The sequence below is a fragment of the Streptomyces sp. NPDC048383 genome (assembly GCF_040651775.1).
Classification (GTDB): Bacteria; Actinomycetota; Actinomycetes; order Streptomycetales; family Streptomycetaceae; genus Streptomyces.
Map to the genome: position 1 here is coordinate 142,464 of NZ_JBEZKS010000006.1, position 18,389 is coordinate 160,852.

Sequence of the window (18,389 nt, forward strand, 5' to 3'; positions counted from 1 at the left end):
GACGTGCCCCACTACCGCCCGCCCGCCGCACCGCGGGCCACCCCCGTCAAGGCGACCCTCCCCGCGGGCACCGCGCTCTACCGGGTGCACTCGGCGCGCCGCGACGGCGCGACCTTCAATCCCGTGCCCTCCCACTGCCTCTACGGCGGCGGCCGCTTCGACTCGACCTCCTGCGACCCGTACGGCTACCTCTACGCCGGACTGACCCCGGCGGCGGCCGTCGGCGAGAGCGTCCTGCACTCGCTTCCCTTCGACCCCTCGGGCGCGGCCCGGCTCGTGCCCCGGGTGGCCGTCACCGGACGCCGGCTCTCCGCGCTGCGGCTGACGACCTCCGTGGACGTGGTCGCCCTGGTCACGGGGCAGGATCTGGCCGCCGTCCACCAGGACAGCTGGCTGGTCCAGACGGAGGCCCGCGACTACCCGTACACCAGGGACTGGGCCCACTGGATCCGCCGGCACACCGACCCGTGGGCGCAGGGCTTCCTGTGGTCCTCCAAACGCGAACCCGGCGAGCGGGCCCTGGTCCTGTTCTCGGACCGCTGCCCGCCGGGACTGCTCGCCCCCACCGGGGAGGACCCGGTCGACTTCGCCACCCCGGAGGGCCGGCACTGGCTGGATCGGATCCTGCAGCCGTACCACGCGCGTCTCGCCCCCTGACTCCTGGAGCCGTCGTGTCCGCATCCGTGCCCAACGCCCGCGCCGAGCACGAGGAGGTCATGGCCGAACTCGCCGCCCTCCCGGCGGGTGACCCGAGGGCGCCCGAGCTGTGCGGGCGGGCCGGGGAACTGAGCTACCTGGCCCACAACCAGCTCGACGACCCCGGAGTCCCCCACGTCGAGGACCACGAGGACCTCGACCTCGCCGCCGAGGCCTTCGCGCACGCCTTCCGCCGTCCCGCGACCGGACCGACCTGGACACTGTGGCGGATCATGTACGGCCACGTCCTGGCCCTGCAGTACGACCTGCGGCCCGACGCCGACCTCGCCGCCCGGGCCCACGCCCTGCTCGCGGAGGGACTCGCGGAGCTGCCCGACACACCGCAGTTCCGGGACACGGCCGTCCTGGCCCGCCGGCTCCTCGCCAACCTCACCAAGATCCGGATCCAGGAGGGGGACTCCGACCCCGCCCTCCTCGACGAGGCCCTGCGGCGCGGCTCGGCCGCCCTCGAAGACCAGGACGGACGGGACGCCGACCTCCAGGAGGCGCTCGGCTACCTGTGGCAACAGCACGGAGTCCGCGCCGACCGACCCGACTCGTACGCCCGCTCCGCCGGCTACTACGCCCAGGTCCTGGCGGCCGGCGACCCCGACCGGGACCTGCCGCTGGTCCGCCAGTCCCGGGGCATGTCCCTCACCCTGCAGGGCTACCACACGGCCGACCGGGCCGTCCTGGAGGAGGCCCGCGACGAAACCCTGCGCGCACTGGCCGAAGCGCCCGGCCGGCCCGCCTGGGAACGCGATGCACGGCTGCGCGTCACGTTCGCCCGGGTGGTGATCGCCGGGACCTGGCAGGACGAGGAGCAGGGCGCGTCGGCCGAGGCGGAACTGACCGCACTCCTCGTCAGCGAGGCGGAGATCGACGCGCTCCCCCATCTCTACCTCGACGTGTTCGGCCGGCTGCTGTTCGCACGGGGTCAGCCCACGCTGGACGTGGACCTCCTCGACCTGTCCATCGCGCTCCTCACCCGGGCCGTCGACCGCCGGCAGGCGGCGGGCGCGGGCTCGATCACCATGGCGGCCTGGGCGCTCGCCGCGGGTCAACACACCCGGCACGAGATGGACGGGGACCGGCGAAGGCTGTCGGAGGTGGAACGGGCGGCCCTGCTGGCCCTGGACGACCCCGACATCGCGGCGGAGCTGCGCGACGCCGCGCGGCTCATGCTGGCCGACGTCCAACGCCAACTGGGCCCCGAGCATCCGCAGTCGGTGTCCGGAGAGGAACTGGAGCGCCTCTTCCATGAGCTCATGCGTCGGTTCGGCGACGAGATGCCCGCGGAGTTCGGTGACGACCACATCCTGCTCGGCGACACCGAGGAGGCGAGGCTGCGCTGGGAGCGCCGCTTCGCCCGCGAGTTCGAGGAATGGCGCACCGCGGAGCCGGGCAGCCGTCCGCACGCCGAGCGGGCCGCGATGCTGGTGTCCCTGCTGCCCGTACTCGACCCCCACCGGGACCGCGTGGGTCCGCAGCGCGAGGCGGAACTCGTCGACGCGGTGCTGCGCTACGCCGAAGCACACTCCGGCTGGTGGGGGACCGCCCACCTAGCGCTCGCCAAGCTGCGCCTCCACCAGGGCATGGGCGGAGACCCGGGCCGCCTGACCGAGGCGCTGGAGCACCTCGAAGGGGCGCGTCGGGCGGGTGTGGACTCCCCGTGGCTGGACTTCAGCGTCATGTTGGTCTCCGTCACGCTCGCCCAGGAACACGGCATCACGGCCGGTGTGTCCCCGGGCCCCGAGCAGTGGGATCGCATGGTGCGGGAACTGGGTCTCTCCCCCCGCCTGGCGTTGATCGCGCGGGCGCAGGAGGCGACCGGCCGGGGGATCACCGCCGCCAGGCGCGGTGATCTGATCGGCGCCGACCGGGCCGTGGAAGCGGCGGCCGAGGCCGTCGCCGGACTCGCCCCCGACGACGTCTCCCGCATCGAGTGCTGGGTGCAGCTGGAGACCGTGCGACTGGCCCGGGAGGACCTCGCGCACCGGCTCGGCGCGCCGCCCCTGCCGCCGCTCACCGGCCGCCCCTCCCTCACCGAACTTCGGCGCATGGCCTCCCGGTTGCCCCGTGACGCCCGGGCCGGGGTGCTGGGCAACATGGCCCTGGCGTGGGTGCGCGACGCGCTCCGGGGCCTGGACCTGCCGCGCGTCCGCGAGTGCCTGGCCCTGTTCGAGGAAGCCATCTCCCTGGCCGAGGAGGGGAGCGCGGACTGGATCCGGTTCGCCTCCGAGGCCGGAAGCCTCTCCTACGGGCTCGCGCTGGCCGGCGGGAACCTCCGTTCCGCCGCGGGGGGCCGCGACCTGGAGCGCGCCGTCACCCTCCTCGAAGGCGCCGCCTCGGCCGCGGGCGGGCCCGAACACCGCTTGTGGGCCTTCACCGCGCACGCCCTCGCGGCCGTCTACCGGGACCGCGGCAGCCTGGCCCGCCGCGACCGCGACCGCGACCGCGAGCGCGGTCGGCGGCTCGGCCTGGAGGCGATGCGCGGCTTCGTCTGGTCCGCGCTCCTCCAGTCCGGCACCCAGGACGTCGCCGAGGCGGCCCGGTTGGCCGAGCAGCTCTCCACGGACCTCGTCGGCTGGTGCCTCGCCGACCGGGCCCCGCAGGACGCCGTACGGGCGCTCGACGCCTGTCGCGGCCTGATCCTGCACACGGCCACCACCAGTCGCTCGGTACCCGAACTCCTGGCCGCCGCCGGACACGCCGCGCTGGCCGCCGAGTGGGGGGCGGCCGGCGGCGACCCCGACGACGTGCCGAGTGACCTGCGCCGCCGCGTGGTGCAGGCCCTCACCGGGGAGGGCACCCGCCTGCTCGACCCGCCGGACCCCGCCGAGATCGGCGCGGCCCTGCGGGTCCAGGGCAAGGACGCCCTCGTCTACCTGGTGCCCGCCGGCGAGTCCTGCCCGGGCACCGCCCTCCTCGTCACCGCCACCGGACAGGTGCACGCGGTCCCGCTGCCCCGACTGCGCGAGGACGCGGCCCCGCTGCGGGACTACCGCCCGGCAGCGGGTGGCGGGCCCCGCAACATGGAACCCGCCCCGGGCCACACGACCTTCGGCCCGCCTCCCGCCCCGCCGCTGCGCGACCAGCTCGACCGGCTCTGCGCCTGGGCCTGGCGGGCCGCGGTCCAGCCGCTCCTGGAGGTGATGGACGTCCCCGCGCGGCCGGGCCGGGTGCCCCGCCTCGTCCTCGTCCCGATGGGCGCCCTCGGGCTCGTCCCCTGGCACGCGGCCTACGCCGAGCAGGGACGGGGCCGCCGCTACGCCATCGAACGGGCCGAGTTCTCGTACGCCGCCTCCGCGCGCCTGCTCTGCGAGGTCGGCGCCCGCCCGCCGGCCCCGCACACCGGCACCGCGCTGATCGTCGGCAACCCCACCGGGGACCTGCCCTACGCGGGGGAGGAGGCCGACGCCCTCCAGCGGCTCTTCTACCCCCACGGCCAGTACCTCGGCCTGCGCACCGGGGACGGCGAACCCGGTCAGGTCGCCGCCTGGCTGCGGGAGCGGGCCGACGAGGGCGCCGTCCTGCACCTGGCCTGCCACGGCACGGTCGAGGAGAACCGGCCCCGCAGCTCCTACCTCTCCCTCAAGGGCGGCGAGTTGACCGCGGAGGAGCTGGCGGGGGCCGTGCACGGCCGGTTGGGGCTCGTCGTCCTCGCCGCCTGCCGCAGCCAGGTCTCGGGGCGCGGCCACAACGAGGCGTACAGCCTGTCCACCGCCTTCCTGGTGGCGGGCAGCCGTTCGGTGATCGGTTCGTTGTGGCCGGTGCCGGACGACACGACGTCCGTCCTGATGTTCCTGACCCACCACTTCCTGCGCCGCGAACAGGAGCCACCCGCGCGGGCCCTGCGCCGGGCCCAGCTGTGGATGCTGGACCCGGCGCGGACGGCTCCCGCCGGGCTGCCCCCGGCCCTGGCCGCCCGGCTGGCGACACTCGACCCGCACGACCTCACCGCCTGGGCCGGGTTCACCCACCTCGGACAGTGAAGTCCTCGCCGGCGGGAAGCGCGGGCACCACCGTGCGCAGGGCGACGCTGCTCGCCGCCCACTGCCCGGGCGCGAACGGCCGGGCGGGCAGCATGTCCCGCCCGCCCGCCGGCGCGGGGGCCGCCCCGGCCAGCCGCAGCAGGCCTTCCGGGAGCGGGCTCGCCGTCGTTCCCCAGCGGTTGGTGATCGGGTCCCAGGCGGTCAGGTGGAACGGCACCGTATTGAGTTCCCCCTCGGCCACGATGAGCGTCAGCCAGTCCCGCGCCGAGGCCCCGGGCCGCACCGGCCGGGACGCGGGCAGCACCATCCGCACCTGCGCCCCGTCGAGTGCGTATCCGGTCATCCCGGGCCCGATGAACTGGCCGGGGAAGAGCGCCGACCCGGCGCCGAACTGGTCGTTGAGGTTGACGAGCACGCACCACAGCGGCCGGGGCCCGGAGTTGCGGATCCTGATGGCGACCAACGGCTCCTGCCCGTCCTCGTAGGAGAGGACGATCTCCCCGTTCCCGTCGGGGCGCAGCGGTTCCCCGTCCTGGTGCTCCCAGGGCAGCACCTCCACCCGGACGTGCCCGGTGAGCGGGGACAGGCCGGCGCTGAGGTCGCGGAGGCGGTGCCAGTGGGTCAGGCCGGTCAGGCAGTCGACGAGCCGTCGGGCGTCGGCGGGACCCGCCAGCGGCAGCGGCGGAACGTACGGGGACCCGTCACGGCGCAGGACGCGGGCCCGACCGCCCCGCACGTCGACGCGGAACAGCAACCCCGCCCCGGCCTCCTCCGGCGAGCCGTCCGCGACCTCGCGCAGCAGCGGCGAAGGGGGCAGCGCGGCGGCGTCCCCGGTCAGCACCACGGCCGCCGGGGGCAGCGCCAGCGCCGACAGGGTCACCGCGTGCACCGACCCCGGGTCCGGGATCCAGCCGTCCGGGTCGACGAGCGCCCGGTCGGTCCGCACCTCCGTGACCCGTACGGGGCCGCCCGCCGCCGTGAACTCCGTACCCGGACCCCCGCTCAGGCCGTGCACCCGCCCGCAGTCCACCTCCCAGCCCTGCGGCCCCTCCCGCAGCAGGTGGGCGCTGACCGGGCCCTCCCGCGGCAGGTCGCCGCGGAGCGCCGCGCTGAGCAGCGGCCGGTCCGCGAGCCCGCCCGGATCGGCGGGGAACAGGACGGGCTGCTGCCCGGACACCAGTCGCCGCACCCCGGCGTCCGCCTCCGCGAGCAGTTCCCGCGCGGTGGTCCTCGGACCGGCCCGGCGCAGGGCGCGGGCCAAGGAGTACGAGAACACGCCGCGGACGGGCAAGTCGTCGGACCATGCCGGGCCGTCCGGGTCGGTGCGACCGTCCGCGTCGTCGACGGGACGTTCGAAGGAGGGTTGTCCGAGCCGGCTCGCCGCCAACAGCAGGTGCCGCGGCGCGGTGTCGGGCCCGGTCAGGTCCCGGGAGCCGACGGTCGGCCGCCAGTGCGGCAGCGGGCGCGACGAACGGGGCACGTCCCCCTCACGGCTCGCGCCGCCCGAGAAGCAGCAGTCGAGCACCGCGACGACCCGGCCGCCGGCCGCCGCGGCCCCGTCGAGCAGCGCGCCCAGCAGTTTGTCGGGCAGCGGCCCGTCCGCGCAGACCAGTGCCTGGCAGCGGCCCGTCGGTTCCAGCAGCAGTTCCTGCGGGGTGCTCGCCGCGTACTCGGTCCCGTGCCCGCTGAACCACAGCAGCGCCGTATCCCCCTCCTCGGCGCGGTACAGGTGACCGCGGATGGCCTCCTCCACGGCGCGGGCCGTGGCCTCACCGTTGAGCAGCACCCGTGCGTCGAGCCGGCCCGGCGCCGACGCCTCCAACGCGGCGCGGGCATCGGCCACGTCGGCCACGCACCCGCGCAGATCGGCCAAGCCGTGCCGGACGGCCGTGCGGTACTCGTTGATGCCCACGAGCAGGGCGTACACCTTCGCCATGACCCAAGTCTGGCGCAGCCGTCGGGGCGGCCACTGGCTGAAAACCGGTCGCATCGAGGTCACTTGCGGGGTGTTGGTGGCGCAAATCCCTTTTGGGGTCGCACGATCGACGCAACGTCATTAGCCTGCGTGCTCCACGCGTCATTACGGGGAGACCATGGGTTACATCGAGCGTCCACGCCGTGTCGTAGGACCCGCACAGGACCTCCACCAGCACACCGGCCGGGCGGCCGCCGCGACCGGCGCCGCCAACGCGCCCGGACTCCAGGCCGATCGGCTGCGCAGCCGATCGCCCGAGCTGCTCGAAGCCGTGGCCCGGCTCGACGCGGGACTCGACGCCGCCGCCGGGCGCCGGCTCGCCGACTGGATCCGCGAACAGTACGAGGTCCAGCACCACAACGCGCCCATCGGGTTCCTCGCCCGCTGCCACCTCGGCCCGCCGTACGTGGACCACATCCTCAACCTCTTCGGCGCGATCCTCACCCACTACGCACCGGGTGACGTACTGCCCGATCCCTACGGCGCGGCCCGGATGCTGGCGCGCAACCCCAGTTACGCCTGGGTGGAGGTCTACTCCGACGGGCTGGTCCTGCCCGTACTGGAGAACGGTTCGGTGGTGCGGCCCAGCGGGCCGCGATCGGGGGAGGGCAAGTGACGGAAATCGACCACGGGCTGCACCGCAAGGTCGCCGAGATCAACCGACTGGTGGCCGGCGTCGCCGAACAGGTCGGCCACGTCTCGGGGCAGGTCAACTCCGTCGAGGCGAAGCAGCAGCAGACCCGCAGCGAACTCCAGCAACTGCGCGACGAGTTCCAGGCGTTCGCGGCGCAGGCACGGCTCGTGGCGGCGCTCCAGCGGGCGGAGACCCGCGTCGGCATAATCCAGGACCGGATCGACCACGAGTTCGGCCACCACAAGGTGGTCCGGCGCACCGCCGTCGGCATGCTCCAGGCCTTCGACATCGGCCTCGTCGCCGAGGACACCGTCCGGATGGTCGGCGACCAGCTGATGCTCCAGACCCCCCGGTACTGGCTCGCACCGGCGCTCGTGGCCCTCGCCGCCTGGTCGGCCGACGACCCCACCCTGTGCGAACGGGCCGTCCAGGAATCCTTCCGCCGCTCCCCGGACCGCACCTCGCTGTTCTTCGCCCTGGTCCTGCGCCGCCAGGGCCGGCACGCCGAATCGGCGCGCTGGCTGCGCCACTACCTGCTGGCCCAGGACCCGGCCGCCCTCGGCCGCGAGTTCGCCGTCATCCTGGAATCCGTGGCCCAAGGAGCCTTCGGCCCGGCCGGCCGGGCCATGCTCCGCGAGGCCCTGGACGAATGGCACGAGCTGCTCGGCAGCGACACGGCCGCCCAGGACGCCCAGATCGACCGCTGGCGGGCCGAGATCGGCTCCCTGTGCCCGACGGTGACCGGCGCCGAGTTCCCCTTCCTGCACCAGGTCTCGCCGCAGTGGCCGCAACTCGGCCAAGTGCTCTCCGCCGCCCGCACGCAGCAGGTCGTCCTCGACAAGTACACGGCCCTCCTGAACATCGAACCCGCCCCGACGCACCGCATCGAGGACGCCGTCGACGACATCCTGGACCGGCTCGTCTCCGAGTACGACAACGAGGAACTGCCCCTGCGCCGCGACCTCGCCTACCAGGAGGCCGTCGTCGCGCACGACGGCGACACCACCCGGGCGCGGGTCGACGCCGACGCCGACTCGGCCTCCTACGACGTGACCCTTGACTACCTCACCGTCCAGAGCACCGCCGCCCTCAACCCCGGCGCCATCGGCCTGTCCGAAGCCACCCGGCGGCTCGCCGTCGCCGCCTGCCGGGACTGGTTCCACCACGCCCACCAGGGCTTCTCCCGGGACTACCGGGCCGCCCTGCCGCAGGACGTCCAGGCCCGCTTCGAAGCGACCCACCCGGTGGCCGGACAGCACTTCGTCCTGCCCGTCTGGACGGGCTCGTACCACACCCCGCTGCCCGAACTGGAGCAGCAGCTCGGTGACCACTGGGACCGGCACACCGCCCCCTTCGTGGCCGCCCTCGGCTACAAGTACCCCGCGAAGGTGATCGCGCTCCTCGCCGCCGCCGTGATCGGCCTGTTCATCGGCAACGCGATCAGCCCCGCCGCGGCCGCCGTGATCCCCCTGCTCATCGGCGGCATCGGCTGGCTCCTGATCCACCAGGGCGCCTCCCGGACCCGCCAGGCGCAGGACTCCGCCAAGCTCCTGCTCGGCGAGGCCCGCCGCGACGCCCTGCACCGGCTCGTCGGCGCCGCCGCCGACCTCACCAACTGGCAACAGGCCTACCAGGAGGCCGACGCCGGCGAGGGCGGGGTCCGCGAGCTGATCGCCTCACTGGCCACCGCCACCGAGGGGAACTCCCCCTTCACCGGCCGTACCGTCACCCCGGAAGGGCGACCCTCATGACCACATCCGACTCCGAAGCCCCCCAGCCCCGCCGCAGGCTGTGGGCCGCCGGCGCCGAACCGGCCGAGGAGCGCACCACCGCCCGGCTGCGCCGCGTCGTCGAGGGCCTGCCCGCATGGTCCCCGCTGCCACCCGGGGAACAACTGGTCCGCCGCCCCGGCGCCCGACGGGACCAGCCCTGACCATGAGCAGCCTGTGGGGCCACGGCGGCGCCTACCAGACATGGACGCGGTACCTGCGGGACTGGAGCGCGGGCGGGGCCGCCGCCACCGCCGAGGCGGCCGGCCGGCTCCCGCGACTGCACCCCGACGACTACCACCAGGACACCTGGGCGCTCTTCTCCCAGCACCTCACCGACGCCTTCGACCGGCGCCTGCGCGACTGGGCGACCTCCCTGACCGCCGCCCTGGAGGCCGCCCGCGACGAGTTCGACGCGGGCCGCGCCCTGGTCCAGGCACGCACCGGCCTCGACGCCGTCCGCGCCCTCGCCGCGCACCCGTCCCTGCCCGAGGACCTGCGCGAACGACTGTCGGAGCTGGTCGAGGGCCAGATCACCGGCTTCCAGGAACAGTTGGAAGCCTCCCTGGACCGGGCCGCGCGCGGCGGCTCGGACCCGCGGTTCCTGGAGGACCGCCGCCGCACCCTGCGCGAGAACCCGCTGACCACGCCCGGCTCCGGCGCCCCCGGACCCGGGGCGGGCCGGCCGGGACCGGCGCCGGGCGAGGGCTGGTCGTACGACCCCGCGGCCCCCGCCCGCCGCCGCATCATCACCGACTGACGGAGACCGGTACCCCCATGTCCAACCACGCCGAATGCCATCGCGATCTCGACAGCTACATCTCCGCCCGGGTCCCGGTCATCTGCATCCGCACCATCGAACAACAGCGGGCGCTGCGCCTCGTACGCACGGCCGCCACCCACGCCCGGCGCGGCACCATGCCGTTCTGGATCTACACCAGGGCCACCGGGCTGCGCGACCTGCGGACCAACGCGCCCCTGATGGACGACCGTTCCCTCACCGGGGCCATGGAGTTCGCCGCGTCCCAGTTCACCTCACGCCCCAATGCCACCCTGGTCCTCGTCGAACCGGACGACCTGGACGCCGACACCCCGCTGACCCGGCACGTCGCCGAACTCGCGCGGCTCGCCGACACCAACATGGGCAGCATCATCCTGATCACCGACAGTCCGGTCTGGAGCGGCCTGCAACGCCTGGGAATGGGGCTCCAGTTGGACCCGCCCGACGCCGACGAGATGTACGCGACGATCTCCGCCTTCCTCGACGACCACCGGGGTCACATCCCCATCGCCTGGGACGAACGCGACACCCGGCGCGCCGCCGAGTTCCTGGTGGGGGTCACCGAGGGCGAGGCGATCAACCTGATGGCCACGGTCGCCGCGAAGGGATCCGTGGAGGCGGGGGACGTCGTGGTCCTCGCCCAGTCCAAGGACCGCATCTTCAACGACCTGACGGGCCTGCAGAAGGTGCCCCTGAAGGACGCCGACTACACGGTGGGCGGCCTGTCCAACCTCCGGGACTGGCTCCGGCGCCGGGGGCGGCTGCTCCAGGCCGACCTGCGCGACACCGACCTGCGGCCCCCGCGCGGCGTCCTGCTGGTGGGCGTTCCCGGCTGCGGCAAGTCCCTCTCGGCCAAGGCGATCGCCGCGCAGTGGCAACTGCCCCTGTACCGCCTCGACATGGGATCCATCCACGGAAAGTACCTGGGTGAGTCGGAGGGCCGCTTCCGGGAGGCGCTGGAGACCGCCGACCGGGTGGCGCCCTGTGTGCTGTGGATCGACGAGATCGAGAAGGGGCTGGCCGGCGCGGGCGACGGGACGGGGGTCCCGCAGCGGATCATCGGCCAGTTCCTGTTCTGGCTCCAGGAGTCCCAGTCGCGGACCTTCGTCGTGGCCACCGCCAACGACGTCCGCAGCCTGCCGCCCGAACTGCTCCGCAAGGGCCGCTTCGACGAACTCTTCTTCGTCGACCTGCCCGACGCGCAGGACCGCGAGGAGATCATCGGCATCTACTACCGCCGCTACCTGAAGACCGAACCCGACCCCGAACAGTTGGCCCGGCTGGTGGAGTTGTCGGACGGGTTCGCGGGCTCCGACATCGAGGCGGCGCTGCACGACGTCGGCGCCGAGGTCTACCTGGGCGGCGGCCCGCAGCACATGCGGCCCGCGTTCGTCCTGGACACCTTCGCCAACACGGTGCCGCTCAGCCGCAACAACCCGGAGCAGATCGAGGAGATCCGTGCCTGGGGCCGCGAGCGGGCCGTCCCCGCCGGCCGGTTCACGGCGACGGCCGCCCAGGGCCCCTCCGGGCCGACCCGGCGCATCGTCTTCCTCGACGACTGACGAGGGCAGGGGGCGCCGCGGGACGGAGCGGGACGGAGCGGGGACGGATCGACGCGGACGGCCGCGCGCTCAGCCGGTGGCGGTCGGGCGCGGCTTCGTCTGCTGGACGGCCCAACCGTTGCCGTCGGGGTCGGAGAAGTAGACGAACGACCCCCATGGCATGTCCTGGATCTCGGTCACCTCGATGCCCCGGCCCCGCAGGTCCGCATAGGCCTCCTCGATGTCGCCGACCACGACCTGCAGGTTGTCCAGCGACCCCGGGATCATCCGGGTGAGGCCCTTGCCCAGGGCGATCGAGCAGGCCGATCCGGGCGGGGTGAGCTGGACGAAGCGGATCTCCTCGCTGACCGTCACGTCGTGATCGGCGTGGAAGCCGACCCGCTCGTAGAAGGCCTTGGCGCGGTCCACGTCGGTGACGGGGACGGCGACCAGCTCCAGCTTGATGTCCATCACGCACTCCCGGATCGGTGACGGCCCGCGTCGGGGCCCCGCCGCCATCATGCTCCGGAGGCCGCCACGGCGCCGCCCGGCGCACGGCCCGTGGCCGCGAACTGGGTCCGGTGGAGCTCCTGGTACCGGCCGCCCGCGGCCAGCAGCTCGTCGTGCGTCCCGCGTTCGACGATCCGCCCGTCCTCCACCACCAGGATCAGGTCGGCGGCCCGTACGGTGGACAGCCGGTGCGCGATCACCAGGGCGGTCCGCCCGCTCAAGGCCTCCGCCAGGGCTTCCTGCACGGCGGCTTCGGAGGTGTTGTCCAGGTGGGCGGTGGCCTCGTCGAGGATCACCACCCGCTGGCGGGCCAGCAGCAACCGGGCGATGGTCAGCCGCTGGCGTTCCCCGCCGGAGAGCCGGTAGCCGCGCTCACCGACGACGGTGTCCAGGCCGTCCGGGAGCGAGGCGACGAGCCCGTCCAGGCGGGAGCGGCGCAGGGCCTCCCAGATCTCCTCCTCCGTGGCCGTCGGCCGGGCCAGCAGCAGGTTGGCCCGTACGGACTCGTGGAACAGGTGGCCGTCCTGGGTGACCATGCCGAGGGTGTCGCGGATCGAGTCGGCCGTGAGGTCCCGTACGTCGATCCCGCCGAGGCGCACCGCGCCCGCGTCGGTGTCGTACAGGCGCGGCAGCAGTTGGGCGATGGTGGACTTGCCGGCGCCGGAGGAGCCGACGAGGGCGACCATCTGGCCGGGCTCCGCCCGGAAGGACACCTCGTGCAGGACTTCGCTGCCGCCCCGGGTGTCGAGCGTGGCGACCTCCTCCAGGGAGGCCAGGGACACCTTGTCGGCCGACGGGTAGCCGAAGGAGACCGCGTCGAACTCCACCGATACCGGCCCCTCGGGCACCTGGCGGGCGTCCGGCTTCTGCGCGATCAGCGGCTTCAGGTCGAGGATCTCGAAGACCCGCTCGAAGCTGACCATGGCGCTCATCACCTCGACGCGGGCCCCGGCCAGGGCCGTCAGCGGGGCGTACAGCCGGGTCAGGAGCAGGGCGAGGGCGACGACGGAACCGGCGTCCAGGGTGCCGCGCAGCGCGTAGTAGCCGCCCAGGCCGTACACCAGGGCGAGGGCGAGGGCGGAGACCAGGGTCAGGGCGGTGATGAAGGCCGACTGGGCCATCGCCGTACGGATCCCGATGTCCCGGACCCGCGCCGCGCGGGCCGCGAACTCCGCGGACTCGTCCGCCGGGCGGCCGAAGAGCTTGACGAGGGTGGCGCCGGGCGCGGAGAAGCGTTCCGTCATCTGCGTGCCCATGGCGGCGTTCAGCTCCGAGGCCTCCCGCTGCATGCCCGCCATCCGTACGCCCATCCGCCGGGCCGGCAGCACGAACACCGGCAGCAGCACCAGGGCCAGCAGGGTGATCTGCCAGGAGATGCTCAGCATCACGACCAGGGTCAGCGCCAGCGTCACCGTGTTGGCGACCACCCCCGACAGGGTGTTGCTGAAGGCCCGCTGGGCGCCGATGACGTCGTTGTTGAGGCGGCTGACGAGGGCTCCCGTCCGGGTACGGGTGAAGAAGGCGACCGGCATCCGTTGGACGTGGTCGAACACCGCCGTCCGCAGGTCGAGGATCAGCCCCTCGCCCAGCGTGGCGGACAGCTTGCGGGTCAGCAGGCCGAGGGCCGCCTCGGCGATGGCGATCACCGCGATGAGCAGGGCCAGCCGGGTGACCACCCCGCCGTCCCCGCCCTTGACGATGGCGTCCACGATCCGGCTGGCCAGGAGCGGGGTGGCCACCGCGAGCAGGGCGCCCAGCACGCTGAGCAGGAGGAAGAGGAGGAGCCCGCGGCGGTGCGGACCGGCGAAGGCCCCGATACGACGAAGGCTCGTCCGGTTGAAGGGGCGTCGGTCCTGCTGGGCGTTGATCGCGCTGTGGAGCGAGGTCCACGCGGTGACTTCCATGTCCATGGCGTCCACGGTAAAACCTCAACATTGGTTCAGGTCAAGGTGTCGGGGTCGAACCCACCCGTACGCGCCGCCAACTCCCGCCCGTACGAACGTCTTTCGGAGTCGCCCCGGCTCCTCGTGCCGCCCGGCCCGCGGTGCCATCATCAGGGGATGACGCAGGCACCGAAGTCCGCCCGCCCCGGCCGGCCCGCCCTCGACACGGTCCTGGAGCGGTTCGAACGGTGGGCCCGGGACACCCCCGACGCCCCCGCCCTCCTCGCCGGCCCGGACGGCCTCACGTACGCGGAGCTCGACGCGCGGGCCAACCGGCTGGCCCACCACCTCCTGGCGGCGGGCCTGCCCGCCCACCCCCTGATAGCCGTCGCCGGCGCCGCCCGGCCCGACCTGCTCGTCGCCGTACTCGCCGTCCTCAAGGCCGGCGGTACGTACGCCCTCCTCGACACCGGCGACCCGCACACGGCCGAGCACCTGCTCGCCGCCCTCGACCCCGACCTGCTGCTCACCCACACCCCGCACCACGCCCGCCTCGACCGGATCGACGGCCCGCGCACCCTGCTGCTCGACGCGGAATCCGCCCGGATCGCCGAACGGCCCGCCGATCCACCGGCCCGCCCCGTACCGGACGCCGCCCCGGCACCGCACGGAGCCGCGGCCGGCCCGCCCGCCGCCGTCCTGTTCACCGGGTCGGCCGCACCCCGCCCGGTCCGCACCGGCCACGCGCTGCTGCTCGCCGCCCACGAGGGCTGGGCCGAGACCGCCCGGCTGACCCCCGAGGACCGCCACCTGTTCACCTGCGGGCCCGACGCCACCGCCTTCGCCGCGGGCTGGACCCGTGCCCTGTGCTCCGGCGGCGCCCTCGTCCTGCCCCGGGACCCCGTGCGGCAGGCCGAGGAACCCGGGCGGCACGCCGAGGACCTGCTGCGGACCATCGCCGACGAACGGGTCAGCGTGCTGCACACCGACCCCGCCGGCGCCCTCGCCCTGCTGCCCGACCCCGCCAGGACGTCCCTGCCCGCGCAGTCCCGCCGCGACGCCGACCCCGGAACCGCAACGCTGCGGCTCGTCGCCGTCACCGGCGACCGGCTCCACCTCGACGAACAGTCCGCCCTCCAGGCCGCCCTGCGCCCCGGCGCCCGCGTGCTCAACGTCTACGGTCTCGCCGAGTGCGCGGGCAACGGCACCTGGTTCGAACTCCCGCAGCTGCCCCGACCGCTCGACGACCCCGAGCGGCTCTGCCTGCTGGGCGCCCCGCACCCCGGCTGCCGGGCCGACGTGCACGACGGGGAGATCCACCTCGTCCCGCCCGGCGGCGGCGACGCCGTCCCCACCGGCGACCTCGGCCGGCTCCGCCCCGACGGGCTGTTGGAGTTCGGGGGACGGCTCCGCGACCGCTTCACCCTCGCCGGCCGGCCCGTCGACCCCCACCCCCTGGAAGCGGCGATCCGCACCCACCCCCGCATCGGCGCGGCCATCGTGGCCGCCGTCCCCTCGGGCAAGGGGGAGGACCGCCTCGTCGCCTACGTCGCCCCGCCGCACGGCGACCCGCCCCGGACCCCGGGCACGACCCTCCCCGAAACCTGGGAACTCCGCGCCCACCTCGCCGAGAAGGTGCCCGCCGGCCTGGCCCCCCGCGCCGTGATCCGGCTGCGCACCCTGCCCCGCACCCGCGGCGGCCAGGAGGACCGGACGCGGGTACCGCAGCCGCCGCTCCTCCTCGCCCCCACCCCGCCCGGGTACGGCACGCGCCCCGGCGCGACCAAGTACGGCGGCGCGAGCACCGGCGAGGGCTCGCTGTCGTGCGCCGTCGCCTGCGGCGCACTCGCCGTCGGGCTCTTCGCCCGTATCGTCACGAACCTGCTGTGGCCCGGATCGACCGACCTCACCGGCATCCCCTTCACCTGGGCGGTCCTCTTCGGCCTCCTGCACGCGCTCGAATGCGTGGCCTTCGGGCTGGGGGTGATGTTCCTGTTCAACGGCCGCCGCCGGATGCTCGCCCAACGGCGCGGCCGGCGCATCACCACGGCCGCGCACCTCGCGATCGTGTACCTGCTGGTCTCCTGGTGGCCGCAGGACAACCTCTACCGGCTGGCCGCCAAACAGGACTGGCCCCGCCAAGCCGCCCTCGTCTACGCCTTCAACGTCCCCCTGATGATCGCCGCCGGCCTCCTCGCCTTCTACGTCACCCGCAGACCGACGAGCCCGTTCGATTTCGACGACTGAACCCCGGCCGGTGCGAAGCCCTCGCCGACGGCGAGGGCCCGCGCCCGCACCAGTTCTTCGGCCGCGTCCAGCACTCCGGCCTCGCGCGCGGCGACCAGCATCCCGAACCACGGCGCCGGATCGAAGGCCGCCGTGGGGACGGACGGCACGAACACCGCGCCCAGCTCCGCGCAGGCTCGCGCCAGGCCCGCGCACAGCTCGTCCCACTGCGCCTGCGGCAGCCGGGCGCCGAGCTCCACCCGGTCGACGATCCGTACGAGGTGCCCGGCGCCCCGCAGCACGTCGAGCCGCGCCGCCACCATGAACGCGACCGACGGTCCGGTCAGCCGCAGGTTGGTCTCCGTCGGCGCGAGCCGCCCCCGCCCGTCGACGACGAAGTCCACGTCGAACCAGCCCCGGTAGCCGTACTCCGCCAACCCCCGGCCCACCGCCCGACCGAACGCCGACAGCGGTCCCTCCAGCGCCCCCGGCACCACCCCGGGCCCCACCGTCGCACCCCGGTAGGCGCCGTCGACCACGTCCATCACGGCCGCGCCGACCTCGTGCAGCCGGCCCGCCCCGTCCACGAAACCGTCGTAGGTGAGGTCCCGGGGGCCGGCGTCCGCGCCCGCCGGGCCCGGGACGTACTCCTCCACCAGCAGGGGCCCGCGCGGCAGGCCCCGCAGCACGGCCCGCGCCCCGCCCGCCGCCCGGACCCCGGCGGGCGTCACCACCGTGGTGCCCGAACCCCCCACGCCGTGCTCCGACTTGAGAACGGTGCTCTCGCCCGCCCGGGCCCGCGCAGCCAGCAGGCGTACCGCGGTCCGACGGGTACCCGCCCGCCACTGCCCGGGCAGCACGATCAGCGGATGCCCGCCGCCCGCCAGGATCCGGCCGAACAGTTCGTGCGCCGCCGACTTCGACTCGTGGCGCAACTCCCGCGGCCGCCACGGCAGGCCCGCCAGCTCGCTGAACGCCGCGGTCCGCCCCCACGGTACGAGGGGCAGCCCGCGCCCCGTGACCCGCCCGGCCAGCGCCGGCCGGGCCCGTACGGCGTCCGACAGCCCGGGATCCCGCTCCGCGACCCCGTCGTACACCTCCACCTCCGGCCCCCATCCCAACTGTCGGCCCAGCAGCCGGATCCAGCCCGGCGGCACCGCCCGGGGCAGGACCAGGACGGCGGGGGAGGGGCTGTAGAAGGCGGCGAGGCAGGCGTAGTGGTGCGCGGCGTGCTGCCGGTCGTCCAAGGAGGGGTCCTGGAACTGGGCGTTGAACTCCGCCACGTTGCCCAGGTGCACGGCAGCGACGCCGCCCGTCCAGGCCAGCGCCCAGCCGGCCGGCGGCACCGGAGCCACCTCGAAGCGGAACAGACCGTCCGGCGACCTGCCCGAGGGCGCCGCGCCCATCGCCCGGTAGAAGCCCGCCGCGTGCGGATCGGCGTCGATGAGCAGCCGGCCGACCCCCAGGGCGGCGGCCCGGCGCACCGCGTCCCGGTACAGCAGCCGGCCGATGCCCCGCCCGATGGCGTCCGGCTCCACGAAGAGCAGCCCGAGCCGCGCCACCCGACCGCCCCGGGACTCCTCGGAGCCGGCCGGTTCCGCGCGCTCCCACGACCCCTCCAGGGAGGCGAGACCCAACACCCGCCCGTCGCCCTCGTCCTGCGCCACCACGATCCGCCGGGCCGCCACCTGCGCGCCCGCGATCCGCAACTGCGGGGCGCAGGCGGCGAGGAACTCCGCGTCGTACCCCCAGTACGCCTTGGACCGCAGGACCAGCGCCGTCAGCTCCGCCGCCTCCGCGGGCCGTGCGGTTCTGACCTTTGCCATTTCCTGACCTCCCCATGGTCCACCACCGGGCCGTGCGATAGATTCGGCCAGCCCACGGCAGGTACGCCCACCGCCACCCTTCCTACCCACCCGGAGACAGGCTTCTCAATGAGCGACATCATCAACGGACTCGGCCGCACCAGCGCGTTCGGCGCCCTCGGCCTGGTGCTGCTGATCCTCGGCATCGTCCTGGTGGACGTGCTGACGCCCGGGAAGCTCCCGAAGCAGATCTGGGAGGAGCGAAACCGCAACGCCGCCCTCCTGCTCAGTTCCGCGCTCCTCGGCATCGGCGGCATCGTCTTCACCTCGATCTGGACCACGTACGAGGACTTCGGCAAGGGCCTGTTGTCCACCGCGGCCTTCGGCCTGCTCGGCCTGATCCTGATGGCGGTGGCCTTCCTCGTGCTGGACCTCGTCACCCCGGGCAAGCTCGGCGCCATCGTCGTCGACCCGGAGCCGCACCCGGCCGTCTGGGTCACCGCGTGCTGCAACCTCGCCGTCGCCGCCATCGTGGCGGCCTCCATCGCCTGACCCGGCGCCCGCAAGGCACCCA

13 protein-coding genes are annotated in these 18,389 nt (G+C 74.5%); 9 read left to right on the top strand and 4 right to left on the bottom strand.

Annotated elements, in window-relative coordinates; translation table 11 throughout:
- Positions 1-3: 3 nt before the first annotated feature.
- Entirely contained in the window at positions 4-657 is a 654-nt protein-coding gene (locus AB0D46_RS07250) for an RES family NAD+ phosphorylase (RefSeq protein WP_362876282.1), read from the top strand.
- 14 nt (positions 658-671) lie between these two features.
- Entirely contained in the window at positions 672-4,691 is a 4,020-nt protein-coding gene (locus AB0D46_RS07255; protein ID WP_362876283.1) for a CHAT domain-containing protein, read from the top strand.
- Here AB0D46_RS07255 and AB0D46_RS07260 read toward each other — a convergent pair.
- Positions 4,672-6,627, bottom strand: coding sequence for a caspase family protein (locus tag AB0D46_RS07260; RefSeq protein WP_362876284.1), 1,956 nt, complete (start codon positions 6,625-6,627; stop codon positions 4,672-4,674). The two genes, AB0D46_RS07255 and AB0D46_RS07260, sit on opposite strands and share 20 nt — an antisense overlap.
- Positions 6,628-6,784: 157 nt before the next feature.
- On the opposite strand from AB0D46_RS07260, the gene AB0D46_RS07265 reads away from it, so the two are divergent.
- From AB0D46_RS07265 to AB0D46_RS07285, 5 genes are read left to right on the top strand one after another with little or no spacing between them, the layout of a single operon-like run.
- Positions 6,785-7,282: a hypothetical protein gene (locus tag AB0D46_RS07265; protein WP_362876285.1), complete on the top strand. Its 498-nt coding sequence runs from the start codon at positions 6,785-6,787 to the stop codon at positions 7,280-7,282.
- Positions 7,279-9,051: a hypothetical protein gene (locus tag AB0D46_RS07270; RefSeq protein WP_362876286.1), complete on the top strand. Its 1,773-nt coding sequence runs from the start codon at positions 7,279-7,281 to the stop codon at positions 9,049-9,051. Before AB0D46_RS07265 ends, AB0D46_RS07270 begins: the two co-directional genes overlap by 4 nt.
- Positions 9,048-9,233: a hypothetical protein gene (locus AB0D46_RS07275; protein ID WP_362876287.1), complete on the top strand. Its 186-nt coding sequence runs from the start codon at positions 9,048-9,050 to the stop codon at positions 9,231-9,233. Before AB0D46_RS07270 ends, AB0D46_RS07275 begins: the two co-directional genes overlap by 4 nt.
- Positions 9,234-9,235: 2 nt before the next feature.
- A complete protein-coding gene (locus AB0D46_RS07280; RefSeq protein WP_362876288.1) occupies positions 9,236-9,829 on the top strand; it encodes a hypothetical protein in 594 nt (197 codons plus the stop codon).
- 17 nt (positions 9,830-9,846) lie between these two features.
- Positions 9,847-11,412 carry an AAA family ATPase gene (locus AB0D46_RS07285; RefSeq protein ID WP_362876289.1) on the top strand — a complete coding sequence of 522 codons (1,566 nt, stop codon included), beginning with the start codon at positions 9,847-9,849 and terminating at the stop codon, positions 11,410-11,412.
- A 69-nt stretch (positions 11,413-11,481) separates the two neighbouring features.
- Here the strand turns inward: AB0D46_RS07285 and AB0D46_RS07290 are convergent, their stop codons facing one another.
- Together AB0D46_RS07290 and AB0D46_RS07295 are read right to left on the bottom strand one after the other, a co-directional pair.
- Positions 11,482-11,862 (bottom strand): VOC family protein, encoded by a 381-nt coding sequence (locus tag AB0D46_RS07290; protein WP_362876290.1) that lies wholly within the window; start codon positions 11,860-11,862, stop codon positions 11,482-11,484.
- A 47-nt stretch (positions 11,863-11,909) separates the two neighbouring features.
- Positions 11,910-13,811: an ABC transporter ATP-binding protein gene (locus tag AB0D46_RS07295; protein WP_362876291.1), complete on the bottom strand. Its 1,902-nt coding sequence runs from the start codon at positions 13,809-13,811 to the stop codon at positions 11,910-11,912.
- Positions 13,812-13,961: 150 nt separating this feature from the next.
- On the opposite strand from AB0D46_RS07295, the gene AB0D46_RS07300 reads away from it, so the two are divergent.
- On the top strand, positions 13,962-16,031 hold the full coding sequence (locus AB0D46_RS07300) for an AMP-binding protein (protein WP_362876292.1): 2,070 nt from the start codon (positions 13,962-13,964) through the stop codon (positions 16,029-16,031).
- Here the strand turns inward: AB0D46_RS07300 and AB0D46_RS07305 are convergent.
- Positions 15,986-17,836: a GNAT family N-acetyltransferase gene (locus tag AB0D46_RS07305; protein ID WP_362876293.1), complete on the bottom strand. Its 1,851-nt coding sequence runs from the start codon at positions 17,834-17,836 to the stop codon at positions 15,986-15,988. The genes AB0D46_RS07300 and AB0D46_RS07305 overlap by 46 nt on opposite strands.
- 108 nt (positions 17,837-17,944) lie before the next feature.
- On the opposite strand from AB0D46_RS07305, the gene AB0D46_RS07310 reads away from it, so the two are divergent.
- Positions 17,945-18,367, top strand: coding sequence for a DUF350 domain-containing protein (locus AB0D46_RS07310; protein ID WP_281205358.1), 423 nt, complete (start codon positions 17,945-17,947; stop codon positions 18,365-18,367).
- Positions 18,368-18,389 lie beyond the last annotated feature (22 nt).